The organism is Streptomyces sp. NPDC030021 (assembly GCF_055574035.1).
In genome coordinates this window covers 63,883-79,842 of the sequence record NZ_JBVIAH010000020.1, presented here as the reverse complement: position 1 = coordinate 79,842, position 15,960 = coordinate 63,883, and the positions used below count along the sequence as shown (strand labels likewise).

Below are 15,960 nucleotides of genomic sequence, written 5' to 3'. Positions count from 1 at the left end.
GGGACGCGGTTCGCCGGGGGCCGCACCGGGCGACGCGGCATCTGCGAGATGCCCGATCCGGGCGCTCGACGGTTTCCTGAGGCACGTCGCGGAGCGTGGTAGCGCGTGGGTCACCACACGCGAACGCATCGCGCAGCACTGGCTCGCCACGCATCCTCCGCTGTCCTGATCGGTCCCCGCTCGTGGTTCGCGCCATCGCCCCCGGAGCGGGCCGGCGGACGCGCCCGAGCCGTAGCCCTGTGCCCGCCTCGGTTCGGGGCGGGCATGCTCAGGGCTCCGGCACGGGCTCCTGTGTGAGCGGTCAGGAGCGGTTGGCGTTCGACGGGCCGAAGAACTCGATCTCCGCGATGGCGACCTGCTTGTCGGCGGAGGTCGTGTGCGACGAATCGACGGTGAAGCGGACCTTCGTGACTTCGCCGACGGGGAACGGGCGCCGCTGGCCGCCCGCCCCCTGGTCCAGGGTCAGTCGGCGCGTGGTGACCTTGCCGTCCTTCCCGGTGATCGTCGCCGTGACGCGATGCGGAAGGGCCGACTCGCCCGTCTTGTCGGCCCGCGCGGAGACGCCCGGGGTGATGATCAGGTCCAGCAACCGGGTCGGCTCGCTGAAGGTGGCCTCGATCCACTCACCTTGGCCGGACTGCGAGACGCCGGGCCCCCACCAGGTGTTGCTGCGCTTGTCGAAGACGAGCTCCGGCTGGTGGCCGGGATACGAGCGGGAGGCCGCGATCCGGTCCGGGGCGACCGGGGCCCGATTGGCGAAGTGGTCTCGGGTGGCCTGGATTCCGGCGGGCAGGTACACGAAGCCGAGGATCGCCAGGGTGACGGCGACGGCGAGGGCGATCCAGGTGCCGATGCGGTCGAAGACACGGCGCAGCCGGGGGCGGTCGCCCGCCCACGGCGTCTCGCGGTGCCGCCCGCCGAAGAGACGGCGCCACCAGGGCGCCCGTCCGGGTGCGGCGGCCTCGCCGGTTTCGGCCAGCGGCATCGCGCAGCGCACGCAGTAGTGGCGGTCGGCACGGTTGGGCGTCGAGCACCACGGGCACGGCGGGCCGCCGTCCACGCCGGGCTGCTGTCCGGGGGCTCGTACGGCTGGCCGCTCGGTGTCCGGTCGGCCGGGCAGGACGGGCGCGGCGGCGGCCGGAGAGGGGCTCGGCGCGTCGTTGTCAGCCACGGGCACCAGGAGGGATCGGGCCCGGTCGGACATGGTGTCGCTCAGCGGGTGCGGGGCCGGTGCGGCGGGCGCGGGCCCGCTCGGCGCGACGCCCTCCGGCGACGCGCTGTCCTGCGGCGACGGGACGTCCCGGCGCGCCGGACCCGCCGACCCCGTGCCCCCCGACTCGGCGCGCCCCGGCGCGCCGGCCGCTCCCGGGCCTTCCGGAATCGCGGCAGTCCCCGGGCCGACCGTTCCCTGCGGAACCGACGGCAGTCCCCGCGAACCGCCGGATCCCGGCGCCGCCCCGCCCGGACGGGCGGCGTCATCCGGGCCTGCAGTCGTGCCGGCGTGCGCGGGCGTACTGGTGTCGGAGCCGCCCGTCCTGCGGGCGTCGCGCGCGATTTGGGCCGGCCGTGCGGCCTCGTTTGGCGGGCATGCACCGTCGGCGGCGGGTCCGTGCAGGTGCGATGACGAGTCGGCGGGCCGCGCGGCGCGGGCGACGCCCTGGTCCCAGCCGAGCACGGCGCCGCACGCGTCGCAGAAGGACTGGCCCGGTTCTGCGCGTGTTCCGCACTCGGGGCAGTTCTGCGTGGTCATGTCTTCAGAATCCTTTCGGTGGCGGTCACCTCGACCGTGTACGGCATGTGGGCGGGGCGGGCGGCGGCGACGAGGGTGTCCAGGCGGTGAGTGTCGGCCGGAGTCGGCTCGGGCAGCCGGAGGGTGACGTGCAGGCGGGGGCGCGGGGCGCCGGGGAAGGGGCCGAGCGGTCGGGCGTTCCAGTCGGCGCCGCCGCTCTCGGTGATTTCGGGTGCGATGCCGAAGGCGAGTCGTACCGCCTCCGCGAGGCCACGTCGGGTGCCGCGGACCCGGTGCAGCGCGACGGCGGCCGCGACGGCGGCCCGCAACCTGGGCTCCGGCTCGCCGCCGTCGGTCTCGGCACCCACCCAGGTGCCGAGCCACCGTGCGAAGTCGCCCGGGGCCAGCGCCGGGTCGAAATAGCTGTCCAGGCAGTCCAGGACGTTGAGGATGGGCGCGAGGACCTCGTCCAGGCCGCCGACGAACCGCTGTGCCAGGTCGTCGTCGGCGAAGACGGCGGGGAGCATCGCGCCCAGCGGGAGTGAGGAGCCCAGGCCGTCGACGGAGCCCCGGTAGGGAGTGGCCGTCATCCGTCGTCCCCGATCACCCGGACGCGATGGTCGAAGGAGAAGACCAGCGAGGGCCGCTCCAGGTCGATGCGGTCGGTCGGGTCGCCGCGCCTGCCGGTGAGGGGGTCGGCGGGGTGCAGGACGACCTGGTCGACGAGTTCCACTCCGGGGACCCGCTGCAGTACCGCGAACACCTCGCCGGTCTGGACGGGCCTGCCGAAGGGCCAGCCCTGCCCGTCCGTGCCGCCGGTCAGCGGGTCGAGGTGGCGGTAGAGCGCGTCGTGCGCCTGGCGGCGCACCCGGTCGGTGTCGACGCCGCGGAAGGCGTGGACCGTGGCGACGACCGTGACGCCCTGGTAGTACGGCGGGCCGACGGCCAGCCGGGTGCCGATGAGACGGCGCTCGTCGAGGTGCCGGGTGATCCGGCGCAGCAGGTCGTCGCCGGGCACGAGCTGCTCGAAGCGCAGCCGCCCGCCCGGGTCGGGGACGGCCTGGGGGACGACGAGGACGCGGACCGCGTAGGCGCCGTGCTCACCCTCCTCGCCCTCCAGGCAGGCGATGCGCGCGGTCTCCGGCGCGGCGCGCCGGGCTAGCTCCTCGTAGTCGCGAAGGGTGACGGCGCGGTCCTGGGCGCGGAGCGTGATCGGCGCCCGCAGCTTGGCCTCCTCCACCGTCTCGCCGTCGACACCACCGCGCGCCGCCTCGCGGTTGACGACCTCGGCCACGTACGGGATGGAGGTGCGCAGCACCTGGACGGCGCCGCGCGCCACGTTGCCGCCGCGTCCGCCGCCGCTGCGGTAGCGGCGCGCGCGGACCACGGAGCCCTTGGGGGCGACCGCCCCGTACTGGCGCAGCATCCCGTCCGGTTCGCGGACAGCCGGGCCGAAAGCGATCTCGCCGGTGGCGCCGTCCAGGGTGACGTGGCGGTCGCCGGGCCGGGACGCGGCGAAGTGCGGGACCACCTGCCAGTCTTGCCAGCCGTCGTCGTCGGCGGTCTGCAGGAGCAGCGGCGGGTCGTCGGCGACGACCGGGGCGTGGGCGAGCCGCAGCCGCTGGCCGGGCAGTCCGGTGGCCTCGCCGAGGGCTTCGTCGTGGACGGTCTCGGCGTGCACTGCGCGGGTGGTGCCGCCGATGGTGTAAGCCTCGACGGAGCGGATGCTCGGCGAGGTGGTGTAGAAGGGCTGGCCGGGCAGCGGATCGGTGGCGCGGCAGCGGACCCAGCCGGCCTCGTGCCCGCCGTTGCGTGAGAGCACGTGACCGCCGGGCAGGTGCAGGACGACGTCGCCGGGCCGGTTGAGACCGCCGGTGCCGTCCCGGTCCACCTCGCAGGGCTGCCAGCCGTCCTCGGTCCACGCCTCCCACAGCAGCGGCGGCTGGCGGGGATCGACACCGACGCCGTCGACGCGGCTGTCGAGCTCCAGCGCGAGCGCGCAGTGCGGAGCAGCCGCGGTCAGACCGATGAGCATGCAGTCGCCGGGGTTCGGGGCCTCGGCGAAGCACAGTACGTCCTTGCCCTCGACGAGTTCCGTGGTGCGGTCCGCGACGGGCTGCCCGCGGTGCTGCACCACCACGTGGGACATTGCGCACGGGACGACGGCCAGGTCGTGCTCGGTGGCGAAGACGACGGCCTCCTCCCGCTCGGTGCGCAGCGTGGCGACCTCGGTACCGGCCGGGACCAGGACCACGTCCTCCTGGGGCGCGGCCAGCCAGAAGGTGACGTCCGTGCGCGCCGCGGAGGGCGGGAAGAGGGTGATACCCACCAGGTCGAGGAAGGCGAGGTGGTTCTTCTCCGGGACGCGGTTGAGCCGGTACACGATCTGGTCCGCCATGTGCGCGACCGTCTCGACGAGCGTGACGCCGGGGTCGGAGACGTTGTGGTCGGTCCACTCCGGGGCGCGCTGCCGGATGTAGCGCTTGGCGTCGTCGACGAACTGCTGGAAGCGCCGGTCGTCGAGGTTGGGGGATGGCAGGGACATCAGTGGTCGCTTTCCGAGGAGCCCGGCTCGTCGTGGGAGGGGATGACATAGAAGGGGAAGACGAGGCTGCGCGGGTTGTTCGTCCCGCGGATGGAGTACCGGACGTCGATGAACAGGACGCTCTGGTCGGAGCCGGTGGAGACCTCGACGTCGTGGACCTCGATCCGGGGCTCCCAGCGGTCCAGGCTCACGTACACCTCGTGCTGGATTCGTCCCGCGGTCTGCTCGTTGACCGGGGCGAAGACGAGGTCGTGGATGGCACAGCCGAACTCCGGGCGCATCGGCCGCTCGCCCGGGGCGGTGGCCAGGACGAGCCGGATGGCCTCCTCGACCTCGCGCTCACCACTGACCAGGGCGACGCCCCCGGTGGGTCCGATGCGCATGGGGAACGCCCAGCCGGAGCCGACGAACTGTTGGGCCATCAGGGGGCCACCTGTCTTCTGGTCATCCGAAGGGGTACTTGATGTTGTTGACGTAGAGGAGACCCATGAGGTCGACCTTGATGGCGCGGATGCCGACGTTGGCGATGGAGTTGACCTGGACCGTGCCGCCGGAGGTGATCATGGTGGCGCCCACGGCCTTGAGGCTGAGCGCGCCCATCGCGTCGATGCTGACGGCGCCCGCGAGCGACTTCAGGTTGACGATGCCGCGGCCCTGGATGTCGAGGAGCCCGCCGCTCTTGATGGTGAGCCGGCGCCGGGCGCTGAGCGTCAGGTCGGTGCCGGCTTCGATCGACACCGAGCGGCCGCCCTTGATGGTCACCGACCCCTTGCTGTCGACGGTGATCTCCGTCTCGGTGCGGTCCAGGTTGATGGTCAGCCGGTCGTCGCCGCTGGCGATGCGCACGCCCTGCTTGCGCCTGCCGGTCCGCTGGCTGAGCAGGTCGACGCGGTTGCCCTGCCGGTCGGACAGAGTGTGCCGGGCGGCCTTGCGCTTCAGTCCGTCGTGCAGGGGCACATCGTCGATCCGGGTCGGCAGGTCCCGGCCGTTGTAGAGTCCACCGATCACGAACGGGTGGTCCAGCGCGCCCCGGTCGAAGGCGACCAGCACCTCGTCCCCGACGTCCATCGGGAACACGCCGCCGCCCCCCACCCCGCCGGACTGCACGCTGCGGGCCCAGTCGCTCACGTACGTGTCGTCCAGCCACGGGAACTGGAGCTTGACCCGTCCCTGCTTCAGCGGATCCTGCACGTCGGTGACGATGGCGTTCGCGACGCCGGGCAGCCGCGTGGCGCCGGCGGCGTCCGCCCCGCCGCCCCCGCCCGCCGCCAGCCCGTAGAGGGAGCGCCACTGCCGTCCGCTGACCGTGATCCACGACTCGTAGTGTTTGCCGTCGCCGAAGACGTGCCGCACGGAAGTGACGGTGTACTTGCCCTCGAAGGGCTTGCCCACGTCGGCGAGGGCCACGGGCACGCCCGGCCGGAGCTCGGGATTGCCGTACACCGCGACCTCCAGCTCAGCGAACGACGAGGTGACGTCGGCGGCCAGGGCCCTGGCGGCCTGCTGGACCTCGTCCTGCCGGTCGTACGGGACGGCGGTCTCGACGAGCTGCGCCGGCGCGAACTTCCCGGCCGCCTGGCCCGGGGTGAGGCCTATGGAGATGCCCGGGTCGGTCGTGGCCGAGGCTGTCTCGACGATCTTCTTCTTGGTGGTTACGTTCCAGCCGCGCGATTGGACCGTTCCGACCTGGTCCGCGGCGGTGACCGCAGCCCGCAACCGGAGGATGTCGTGGCCGGCCTGGAGCACGAACGGGCTCTTGTCGCCGTCGGTCTGCGGGGACGGCGCGCCGGCCGACGGCGCCGGCGTGACGAACCGGAACTTCCCCTTGGCGTCCAGGGACATCACCATGCCGTTCTCGTCGGCGAGCCGGGAGAGGAAGTCCCAGTCGGTGACGTTGGGCTGGCTGATGAACCCGTACGCACCCTTCGTCGACTGGATCCGGCCGATCGGCACGCCGTCCAGGGCGGCGAGCTTGCGGGCGATGTCCGAGGCCTTCTGGTTGCGGTAGGCGGCGACGCGGCGTCGGCGCATCATCCGGTGCCCGAAGTCGTAGCCACGGATCACGGTGAAGCTTCCCGTGCCGTCGTAGTCGGCCTCCAGGGCGGTGACCTCGCCGGTCAGCACGGGCTTGCCGCCGCCCTGGCCGTCGGAGATCGGCGTCAGGACCACCCTCGTGCCGAAGGTGACGCCGAGCTTGCCGAGGACCAGGCGGTACGGGTCGCGGAAGGTCAGCCGGAACGCGGCGGGCACGCCGACGCCCTGGTCGACCCAACCGTCGACGAGCAGCGGGGCGATGTCGTCGGGGAGTCTCACGGAACCGATCCGCACCTGCATGATGCTGGAGAACGCGGGCTGCACCATCAGCGCGACACCTCCTCGGGTGCGGGAAGCACCAGTTCGGTGCCCGTCGGCAGCCGGGACGGGTCGTCGATGCCGTTGATCTCGGCGATCGCCCGCCAGACGGTGGCCGTGCCGTACTCTCGCCACGCCAGCGACTGGAGCGAGTCGCCGGCCACGACGCGGTGCACGCGCTGCGCGCTGAGCGCGCCGGACGTCGGGTTCTGGCCCTTGGTCTTCCCCGGGATCTCCACCAGGTGCACCTGACAGGTGGCACGGATCGGCACGCCCGTGGTGCCGAAGAGGCTGTACGACGCCTCGACGGAGCTCACGTACGCGACGAAGCGGGCCGTGGAGAACGACCCCCACTCGAACACCACCCACGGCGGCGACGGCTGGTCGGCGGCGATGCTCTTCGCCGTCACCTCGCAGCAGTCCAGCAGCGATTCGACCTTCTTCAGCACCGTGTTGGCGGTCGGCGCGGTCGACGAGTCCAGGAAGATCTCCAAGGTCATCTCGCGCGGCTCGGCGCCCATGAACTCCGGCTTGGAGCCGTCGCGCACGGCCATCGTCGGCGTTGCCTTCCACTGCGCGCGCTGGCTCAGGGACAACTGCGCCGGATTGAACTCGAAGCCGAACGTCCGCATCAGCGCCCCGGGCGTCGTGCTCGTCCCGACCGGCGGCTCGTGGATCGCCAGCGTCGCGCGCACCAGGCTCTTGCCGGCGCCCCTGCTGCTCGTGGCCATGGGTGTCCCTCCCTTCCGCTCCGTCGCGCCGTCAGTCCGTGAACCCGTGGTGGGCGATCTCCAGGACCTCGGTGGCCACGGCGGGGCTCGCGGGATCGAGGATGGGGCCCTGCCAGCTCACGGGCAGGACGTCGATGAGCCCCCAGCGGGCCACCAGCGACCCGTCGGCCCGCAGCGCCGCGATCTGGGCGGTGGGCCGCTTGATCCCCGTCTGGACCGACGAGATCCACTTGGCGACCTTCGAGGTGTCCGGGGTGAGCGGCCGGGTGAGCCGGATGGTGGGGAAGGTGACCCGGGTGGGCAGGTGCCACACGAAGCCGTTGTTACCGCCTTCCTGGCGGTGCTCGACCTCCACCTGAGACGACAGGCCTTCGCATCCGTTGAAGAAGCCGAGGCTCTCGCCGTCGATGGTGAGGGTGAACCAGATGGTGGACCCGGGGTCCTGGCGAGGCATCCGAGGTGGGCCTTTCTGTCGTTCTGTGGTGGTGGCGCGCGGTGACCGGGGTTCCGTCAGGCGCGCGGATCGCGGAGTCTGCCGATCCGTTCGCGGTCCATGCGCAGTTCGGTACGGACGAGGCGGGTGACCCGGCCGATGATCCGGTGCACCAACTCGTCCAGCTGGAAGTCGGTCAGATCGCGCGGATCGAACGCGCCGGGGGGCATTGCGGTGTACTCGGGCGGCGGGTCCTCGGCGGAGACCGCCGTTCCGGAGGCCGGGCTGCCGCCGGGCGGCTCGTACGGTGGCGGCGGTTCGGCCGACGGAGCCGGCGGGGAGGACTGCGACGACGGCTGGAGATGCCCCAGCGTCTGGGCCAGGCCGGCCGACGCGGCGGCGGCGAGCGCGCCGATGGCCCGACCGGAGCCGGAGCCGGAGCCGGAGCCGAAGCCGAAGGAGGGGAAGCGCTGGACTGTGGGCCCGGCGGGCGTAGAACCCCCGGACGGTGCCCTGGCCGCCGCGCCCGCGGGCAACGCCGGAGCCGCGGCCGCGGGCGGCGGGCTCAGCGGAGCCACGCGCAGCGGAACGCGCGCCGTGGCGCCGGCGCCGGGCACGGGGCGCTGGCGCAGTGGAACACCCCGCACGGGGAAGGCCCGTTGGATGGGAAGAACATCGGCCGTACGCGCAGGTGCCGGCGCAGGCGCGGAAGCGCCGGTACGGGGACTGCGGTGCTCCGGCCCGGCGCCCGGTGCCGTCCGGGCGGGCGCGCCGCCGAGCGGCGCCCCCAGCGGGGAGCGTGCTTGGGCGGAGGGCGCCGGGGACGACATGGAACCGGGTGCCGGGCGCGACGGGGCCGGCGATGACGCGGCTCCGGGGGCGGGAGTGGCCGGGGCCGCCAGGGGCGCACCGAGCCCCGCACGGGGAGCCGCGACACTGCGCTGCACCGGGACCGCGGGTGTCGAGCCGGTGGAGGCACGGGGTCGGGGTGCCGGTCCGGGGCTGGTGGCAACGGATCCGCCCCGTGACTCCGCACGGCCGGGGGCCGACGGGGGTACGGCCGCGGGCGGGCGGGGCGGTCCGGGGCTGGTGGCGAGGGGTCCGCTCTGTGACTCCGCACGGCCGGGGGCCGACGGGGGTATGGCTGCGGATTCCCAGCGGACGACGGGCGCGGGCGGGCGGGGCGGTCCGGAATTGGTGGCGAGCGGTCCGTGCTGTGACTCCGCAGGCCCCGGGGTCGACGGAGGTACGGCCCCGGGGGCGCGGTCGACGACGGACACGGGCGGGGTCGTGGCGCGTTGCACCGGGGGCGGCGCAGTACTGCGCCGGGCAACAGGGAGACCGGCGACCGGCGACGCTGCGGCCGTGGGGGTCCGAACGGAAGAGTCTGGAGACGGGGGAACGGGCTGGGTGGTCGCAATCTCCGGAACGGGCATCGGAGCCGGTGCGTCCGACCGCGGCGTGGTGTACGGAGTCGGTCGGGGTGTCGCCGAGGCGCCCGTCCTCGGCTCGTCGCCCGACGCGCTGTGGCCGGCCGCCGGGGCACTGCGCTGGGTGTGCGTGTGGGGCTGGACGGCAGGCCTGGCAGCCGTGCCGTCGGGTACGGCAGAGGATCGGCGACCGTTGCCCGGAGCGGACGATGCCACTCCGGGCGCGGTCACCGCTCGCTGAACGGGCGTACCGAACCCGGACGCGGTTGCTGTCACCGCCCGCGCGGGACCAGGGGTGTTGGTCGTGGGTGACCCGGCGTTGGCCGGATTCGTGCCAGCCCCCTCGGACTTCGCCCGGTCGCGCTGCGGGACGCTGCCGGGCGCCTGCGTGGGCGGCGTCTTCGCGGCGGGTACCGCTCGCTGGACGGGTGCGCCGGTCGCGGGTGGCGGAGCGGCCGCCGCCGGTGTGGGGACGGAGGTGTTGGTCGCGGGTGACCCCGACCGGGACGGGTGCGCGTCCGTCCCCTTGGGCTTCGCCAGGTCGCGCTGCGGGGGGCTGCCGGGTGTGTCCGTGCGCGGCGCGCTCGCGGCGGGTACCGCTCGCTCGACGGGCGTACCGATTCCGGACGTGGCTGCTGTGACCGCCCGTGTGGGGACGGGGGTGTTGGTCGTGGGTGACCCGGCGTTGGACGGGTTCGTACCAGCCCCCCTTGGCTTCGCGCTTTCGCGCCGCGGGGCGCTGCCGGGCGTGTCCGTGCGCGGCGCCTTCGCGGACGGCAGCGCACGCCTCACCGTGGGCGCCGGCTCGAATGCCGGTGCGCCCGACTCGCCCGGCACGTCGGTACGCGGCGCGGAATCCTCGGGACGGCGCACCGCAGCTCGCTGTATCGGTGCGCCAAGCCCCGTACGCCTGGCGGCCGGAGGGCGGGGCGGGGTGTTCCGGCCCCGACCGTCCCGCGTGGACGTGGGAACCGCAGCCCGCTGTTCAGCAGCCGGTGCGGAGTTCGGGGCAGCGGAGGCGGTCGGGCCGGGGCCGTCCCGGTCCGCACCCGCACCCGCATCCGCAGGCAGGGACGCCGGGCGCGGTGCGGCCGGCGTGGCCGCCGGGACGGCAGGAGCGGTCCGGTGCGTCGTCGGCAGGACCCGCGGGGCGGTCGCGGGCGCAGCCTTGGTCAGGGGCTGCCGCGCCCGAGGCGAAGAAGACGGTGGCACGGGCTTCACCTGGACACCGCGATTCGCCGTTCCCGCCAGTGTCGACGTCAAGTCTCGTGCCGACAGGGGTGGCTGAGTCACCGTCCGCGAGGGCCTGTCGGCACGCGCACGCTGCACGGGAGGCACCGAAGGCGCCGGGGTCACGGGTACCGCCGGTACGGACGCGGCGGGCCGGGCCCCCGCGCGTATCGAGGGGATCCCGGTCGCCGCGGGGGACCGCATGCCGGTCTGGATCGCCCGGAGCGGTGCCACCGGCACGCCCGGCACAGCGGGCATGCCGGGCGAACGGCCCGACGGCAGGTCCGGAGCGGGCCGTTCGAGTCCCGCGACCGGGTGGGCGGACCCGGTCAGCGTGCGCGACAGCAGGCTGCTGCCCGCCGCGGGGTCCAGGACCGCGGGGGAGGGAGCCCGCGTGAACGACGGGTCCTGCCAGGTCGTCAGTCGCCCGCCGAACCCGGTGTCCGCGACGCCCGCCGGGCCGTTGCCCGCCGTACGCCGCAGCGGCGGCAGGCTGGCCCAGGCGGCGACGGCCACCGGGGCCACGGGTGCCGCGGAGGCCGGGGGAGCCGTGCTCCCGGTGGCGTCCGCAGCCCCCGGGCCCTGAGCCGGGGAGCCGTGGGACGCAGCAGCGCCGGCGTCGCCGCGCCGCCCCCGCAGCCGGTCCAGGAATGCCACCTGCTCAGCCCTCCGTCGCGCCGCGCGTCACGAGGGACGCGATCTGCTCGGTGTACCGGCGCCGGTCCTGGTGCTCCAGGTCCAGGATCGCGTCCAGGCCCCAGTGGAAGTGGTAGGCGACGTACGCGATCTCCTCGTGCAGCCGGTCGGTCGCGTACGTCACGATTCCCCCAGGCGGCTCGCGCCGAGTTCCACCTCGAAGGGCTCCGAGCAGTGCGGGCACTGCACGGCCGCGCGGGTGTGGCCCTCCGCGTTGATCTGGCGGTAGAAGTCCTGGAGGAACGCCAGGTCGGACGCGAACATGTTCTCCACGATCCCGTCGTGCACCATCGGGAGCGCGCCCAGCCGGGTGATGACCCGGCCGAGCAGCACCACCGAGAGGTACGCCGGATTCTCCTGCACGCGCACGTCCCGCAGCGGGACCAGCTCGTCGCGCGCCGTGGACAGCCGCATGACACCGTCACGGTGCACGGTGCCCGCGTCGTCGACGTAGCCGCGCGGCAGCTCGAAGGGGAACTCGGTGCGCAGCGACTGCCGCGGCGCCGGGTCGGCCGGTACGTGGTCCGTTGCGGCGGCGGGGGCCGGGTGGGGGAGATCCGCCCCCGCCGCCGCGGTCTGGGGCACCGCGGAACCCGAAGCCCTGGCAGCCGAACGCCGCATTATTCGATGACCAGTTCTTCGAACACGATGGTGACGGACTCGGTCAGCGCCGCCGCCTCGCCGGCCTTCACCGTGCTCGTCTCGATCTTGCTGCACCAGGCGTTGCGCAGGTTGTAGCGCTTCACCGGGTTGTCCTGGTAGTCCATCATGATGATGGAGGCGTTCTTGCGGGCCGTGCTCATCTGGCCGCGGATCGAGTCGTTGATCCACTGGGTGAACGACGTCGACTGGGTCATGCCGCGCACGACCGTGCACTGGCCGTTCTTCTTCACGCCCGGCAGCAGCGCCACCTCTGCCCGGCCCTGCGAGCTGTTCTGCTGGTAGGTGATGACGTCCTGTTCGAGGGTGAGACCGCTGACCTCGGCGAGGTACTCGACCATCACTCCGTCGATCTGGAGGCCGAAGTTGTGTGACGTGAGGGCGTCACCCGGCTGGAGACTCATGTGTTCGCTGTCCTTCTGAAGGGAGGAGGGGCAGGGGGAGGCGACGGGGGCGCAGGCGGGCGCCGCGCGGGTTACTCCTCGAGCTCCCCGTTGCCGCTGGAGAACTGAGCCAGCCGGAAGATCACGAACTCGGCGGGCTTGACCGGCGCGATGCCGATCTCGCAGATGACCCGGCCGAGGTCGACCGCCTCCGGCGGGTTCGTCTCCTCGTCACACTTGACGTAGTACGCCTGCTCGGGGCTCTGCCCAAACAGGGCGCCGTTGCGCCACTCGTTGACCAGGAACGCGGAGACGTTGCGGCGGATGCGCGCCCAGAGGTTGTGGTCGTTCGGCTCGAACACCACCCACTGGGTGCCGATCAGGATCGACTCCTCCAGGTAGTTGAAGTACCGGCGGATGTTCAGGTAGCGCCACGCGGGGTCGGAGGAGAGGGTGCGGGCGCCCCAGATGCGGATGCCGCGGCCGGGGAAGGCCCGAATGCAGTTCACGCCGATCGGGTTGAGCAGATCCTGTTCACCGCGGGTGATCTGGAGCTCGAGGTCGACGGCGCCGCGGACGACCTCATTGGCAGGGGCCTTGTGCACACCGCGCTCGGAGTCGTTGCGAGCCCAGACGCCGGCGACGTGACCGCTCGGCGGCACCAGGCGCGACTGCCCGGTTGCCGGGTCGAAGGACTTGATCCAGGGGTAGTACAACGCGGCGTACTTGGAGTCGTAGTTGGCCGTCTCCTGGCGCCAGACCCGGATGTCGCGGGCGTTCAGGCCGGGCGGCGGGTCGATGATCGCGACCCGGTCGCCCATCAGTTCGCAGTGCGCGATCAGCCCGAGCTGGACCGCCTTGACGGCGTCCAGGTCGATCGCGCCACGCTGGTACGCGGCCATCAGGTCGGGCACGGCGACCATGGATATCTCGTCGACGGCCTCCAGGCCGCCGAAGCCCGTGCGGTCGGCGGAATCGCCCAGGTACTGCGCCGGGCCCGGGTGAGAGCCCTCGGTACGGCCGGCCGGGGCGCTGGGCGTCGAGGATGCGGGCGGCGGCGCCGGCAGTACCACGGTCTGGTTCTCCGGGCGGGCCAGCTGCGCGGCCGGCGCGGCCTCGGTCACGGCGATGAGCTTGGAACGCTCCTTGACCTGCGTGACGACGTAGGTACGGCTGCCCTTCTTCGCGGTCACGTCGAAGGTCTCGACCGGCTCGTCGCCGTCCTTGACGATCAGCTTGAAGCGTTCGGCGGGCCCCTCGCCCTCGGCGTCGGCGACCTCGACGGACAGCGCGCCGCCGCGGCCCTCCGCGGTGACGGCCACGGCGAAGGCACCGAGCCGGCGGGGCTCGGCGGCGGGCAGCGCGGACGGGGCGGCAGCACTGGTGACCGCGGCGGGCGCGGATGCCTGCCCCTGCCCGGCGGCGTCCTCGGCGGAGCCGCCGACGCGCACGACATACGCCGCCGAACCGCCGTTGTTGAAGAACCCGTAGACGGAGTGGGCGAGGTAGTAGCCGTCGGTGAAGTCGCCGAAGGCCGCGACGTACTGGGTCCAGTTGGTCACCAGCGTCGGCTCGTTCAGCGGGCCGGTCGACGCCAGACCGACGAAGGCGGCCACAGACGTGCCGACTCCCTCGATGGGGCGCGAACCGCTGGCCACCTCCTCGACGTAGACGCCGGGCGACAGATAGGACGGCATGCTCTGCTCTCCTCCGGTACGAGACAGGACACCCACACTGTGGCGCGCGCGTCGCGCCCGCCGGAACGTCCCCCGGTACCCGACTGGGGGCACCGCCGCTGCCCCCGCCGCTGCCCGGAGGGGCAGGTCCCGGGGCACCCGGCGACGGGCCCGGCCGCGCGGGCCGGCCCGATTGCCCCGAGGTCTGCCCCCGCAGACCTGCGGGGCGGGCGGGGGCTCGGGTAAGGGCGGACGGTCAGCCGCCGGGACGAGTCGGGAGGGAGCGCCGTGCGCGCGCACGGTGAGCGGACCCGTCGTCGGCCGGAGGCCGTACGGCGCGTCCAGGCCGGCCTGGACGCCCGGGGCGCGCAGATCGCCTGGCCGACGGGGGCGGCGGCGCCCCGCCTCCGCCACGGGCCAGGTCGGTCTCCCCCTGAAGGAAGAGCTCGTGCCGTATGCACAGAAGACCGGGGAGCCGCCGCCCCGGGGCGGACGCGGGGCGGGTACGTCGGGGCAACCAGGTCTGCCCCCGCGACTCCTGACCGCCGGCGGCGGGCGCGGTTAGCGTGCCGGGGTGAGCCTCTGGACTTCCCTGGAACCCGCCTCCGTCACCGTCGACCCCGGCAGCAGTGCGCGCGTGCGCCTGCGCGTGCGCAACACCGGCGACGTGGTGGACGAATACCATTTCGAGCCCGTCGGCGACGTGGCGCCCTGGACGACGGTGGAACCGGCGACCTTGCGGTTGTACCCGGGCACCACCGGGACGGTCGAGCTGACGTTCGCGCCGCCACGGACCCCCGATGCCACGGCGGGGCCCAACCCGTACGCGGTCCGGATCACGCCGACCGAGCATCCCGACGCCGTGACCGTGCCGGAGGGGAACCTGACGATCACCCCCTTCACCGAGGTGCGCGCGGAACTCGTACCACCGACCGTGAAGGGCCGCTTCCGCGGGCGTCCGAAACTGGCGGTTGACAACCTCGGCAACACCAAGGTGACGGCATCGGTCACGGGCAGCGACAACGGAGACCACCTCACGTACGAGATCCGCCCCGGGAACGTCCAGATCGAGCCGGGGCGAGCGGCGTTCGTCGACACGACCCTGCGGTCCCGGCAGATCATCTGGTTCGGCTCGAAGGAGGAGCGGCCCTACACGCTCGCCGTGCGCCGCTCCGGCATCGAGCCGTTGGAGGTCGAGGGGACATACGTCCAGCGAGGCTTCCTCCCCCGCTGGCTGGCCACGTTCTTCGGGCTCTTCCTGGCCGTGGCCATCGCCTCCGTGATGCTCTGGATCGCATACAAGCCGCAGGTTCGCAGCCAGGCCACCGAGGCGACCGAGCAGGCGGGCGCCGTCCTCCCGGCCACTCCGGCTCTCTCCCCACCGCCCCCGCCGTCGCAGTCGCCCAGCGCCGAACCCGCACCGGCGAAGTCCGAGAAGCCCAAGGAGGAGGGCGGCGGGGGAGGGCAGTCCGAAAAGCCCGCGGGACCGCCGCCCGTGGTACCCGCGGAGAAGGTCCTGCTGCGCAACACCGCCACCCGTAAGTGCGCCGAACTGCCGGGCCGGGACAAGGGCCAGATCAACATGGCCGTCCAGCAGAGCGACTGCGACGGCACCGACGGGGACAACCAGCTCTGGAACCTTGAGGTGAAGTACCCCAAGCTCGGCCCCGGTGGCACGCCGCTCTTCCAGATCCGCAACGTCAAGGACCAGTTCTGCATGGACCTCGGCGAGTACGGCGGCCGGCCCGTGGGCACCGGCATCGGCGAGTTCCACTGCGACGGCACCACCGCCGACAACCAGCTGTGGTGGATCGCCAAGCAGGACAGCGGCGACTACTGGATCCGCAACTACGCCAGCAACAACAAGTGCCTGAACGTGAACGGCGGCGCCAGCGTGGGGGACCGGCTGAACATCTCCGACTGCACCAACACCGGCAACCAGGAGTGGAAGATCGTCCACCCCAAGACCGGCTGAGGCCCGCGGCGGCCGGCCCCGGGGCACAGGGGAGAGGGACGGGGGGCGGGGGGAAGGGGGGGCCAAAAAACCCCCGCCGAAACCAGACCACCCACCTTCCGCGTTACTCCTCGGCGTACC

Annotated in this window: 14 protein-coding genes; 2 read left to right on the top strand and 12 right to left on the bottom strand. The window is 73.2% G+C overall.

Going from position 1 to position 15,960, the window contains the following annotated elements; translation table 11 throughout:
* Positions 1–301: 301 nt before the first annotated feature.
* The 8 genes from ACZ4YL_RS32065 to ACZ4YL_RS32030 are packed head-to-tail and all read right to left on the bottom strand — an operon-like array spanning position 302 to position 8,437.
* Positions 302–1,750 (bottom strand): zinc ribbon domain-containing protein, encoded by a 1,449-nt coding sequence (locus ACZ4YL_RS32065; RefSeq protein ID WP_468121310.1) that lies wholly within the window; start codon positions 1,748–1,750, stop codon positions 302–304.
* Positions 1,747–2,319: a phage tail protein gene (locus ACZ4YL_RS32060; protein WP_468121309.1), complete on the bottom strand. Its 573-nt coding sequence runs from the start codon at positions 2,317–2,319 to the stop codon at positions 1,747–1,749. Before ACZ4YL_RS32060 ends, ACZ4YL_RS32065 begins: the two co-directional genes overlap by 4 nt.
* A complete protein-coding gene (locus ACZ4YL_RS32055) occupies positions 2,316–4,274 on the bottom strand; it encodes a putative baseplate assembly protein (protein WP_468121308.1) in 1,959 nt (652 codons plus the stop codon). The genes ACZ4YL_RS32060 and ACZ4YL_RS32055 overlap by 4 nt, the downstream gene beginning before the upstream one ends.
* On the bottom strand, positions 4,274–4,696 hold the full coding sequence (locus ACZ4YL_RS32050) for a GPW/gp25 family protein (protein ID WP_468121307.1): 423 nt from the start codon (positions 4,694–4,696) through the stop codon (positions 4,274–4,276). Before ACZ4YL_RS32050 ends, ACZ4YL_RS32055 begins: the two co-directional genes overlap by 1 nt.
* A 22-nt stretch (positions 4,697–4,718) precedes the next feature.
* Positions 4,719–6,635 carry a VgrG-related protein gene (locus tag ACZ4YL_RS32045; RefSeq protein ID WP_468121306.1) on the bottom strand — a complete coding sequence of 639 codons (1,917 nt, stop codon included), beginning with the start codon at positions 6,633–6,635 and terminating at the stop codon, positions 4,719–4,721.
* A complete protein-coding gene (locus ACZ4YL_RS32040) occupies positions 6,635–7,357 on the bottom strand; it encodes a CIS tube protein (RefSeq protein ID WP_468121305.1) in 723 nt (240 codons plus the stop codon). Before ACZ4YL_RS32040 ends, ACZ4YL_RS32045 begins: the two co-directional genes overlap by 1 nt.
* 31 nt (positions 7,358–7,388) lie before the next feature.
* A complete protein-coding gene (locus tag ACZ4YL_RS32035) occupies positions 7,389–7,811 on the bottom strand; it encodes a phage tail protein (protein ID WP_384716062.1) in 423 nt (140 codons plus the stop codon).
* 56 nt (positions 7,812–7,867) lie between these two features.
* Positions 7,868–8,437 (bottom strand): hypothetical protein, encoded by a 570-nt coding sequence (locus ACZ4YL_RS32030; RefSeq protein WP_468121304.1) that lies wholly within the window; start codon positions 8,435–8,437, stop codon positions 7,868–7,870.
* Positions 8,438–10,652: 2,215 nt separating this feature from the next.
* On the opposite strand from ACZ4YL_RS32030, the gene ACZ4YL_RS32025 reads away from it, so the two are divergent.
* The gene (locus ACZ4YL_RS32025) at positions 10,653–11,036 is read left to right on the top strand and encodes a hypothetical protein (RefSeq protein ID WP_468121303.1); all 384 of its coding nucleotides are present in this window, start codon (positions 10,653–10,655) and stop codon (positions 11,034–11,036) included.
* A gap of 75 nt (positions 11,037–11,111) precedes the next feature.
* On the opposite strand, the gene ACZ4YL_RS32020 is transcribed toward ACZ4YL_RS32025, so the two are convergent.
* The 4 genes from ACZ4YL_RS32020 to ACZ4YL_RS32005 form a co-directional block, all read right to left on the bottom strand.
* The gene (locus tag ACZ4YL_RS32020; protein WP_187743631.1) at positions 11,112–11,270 is read right to left on the bottom strand and encodes a DUF6760 family protein; all 159 of its coding nucleotides are present in this window, start codon (positions 11,268–11,270) and stop codon (positions 11,112–11,114) included.
* On the bottom strand, positions 11,267–11,767 hold the full coding sequence (locus tag ACZ4YL_RS32015; RefSeq protein WP_468121302.1) for a hypothetical protein: 501 nt from the start codon (positions 11,765–11,767) through the stop codon (positions 11,267–11,269). The genes ACZ4YL_RS32020 and ACZ4YL_RS32015 overlap by 4 nt, the downstream gene beginning before the upstream one ends.
* Positions 11,767–12,210: a phage tail protein gene (locus tag ACZ4YL_RS32010; RefSeq protein ID WP_030862950.1), complete on the bottom strand. Its 444-nt coding sequence runs from the start codon at positions 12,208–12,210 to the stop codon at positions 11,767–11,769. The genes ACZ4YL_RS32015 and ACZ4YL_RS32010 overlap by 1 nt, the downstream gene beginning before the upstream one ends.
* 71 nt (positions 12,211–12,281) lie before the next feature.
* Positions 12,282–13,886: a phage tail sheath subtilisin-like domain-containing protein gene (locus ACZ4YL_RS32005; RefSeq protein WP_468121301.1), complete on the bottom strand. Its 1,605-nt coding sequence runs from the start codon at positions 13,884–13,886 to the stop codon at positions 12,282–12,284.
* 553 nt (positions 13,887–14,439) lie between these two features.
* Here ACZ4YL_RS32005 and ACZ4YL_RS32000 point away from each other — a divergent pair.
* Positions 14,440–15,840, top strand: a complete 1,401-nt coding sequence (locus ACZ4YL_RS32000; RefSeq protein WP_468121300.1) for an RICIN domain-containing protein — start codon at positions 14,440–14,442, stop codon at positions 15,838–15,840.
* The last annotated feature ends 120 nt before the right edge of the window (positions 15,841–15,960 follow it).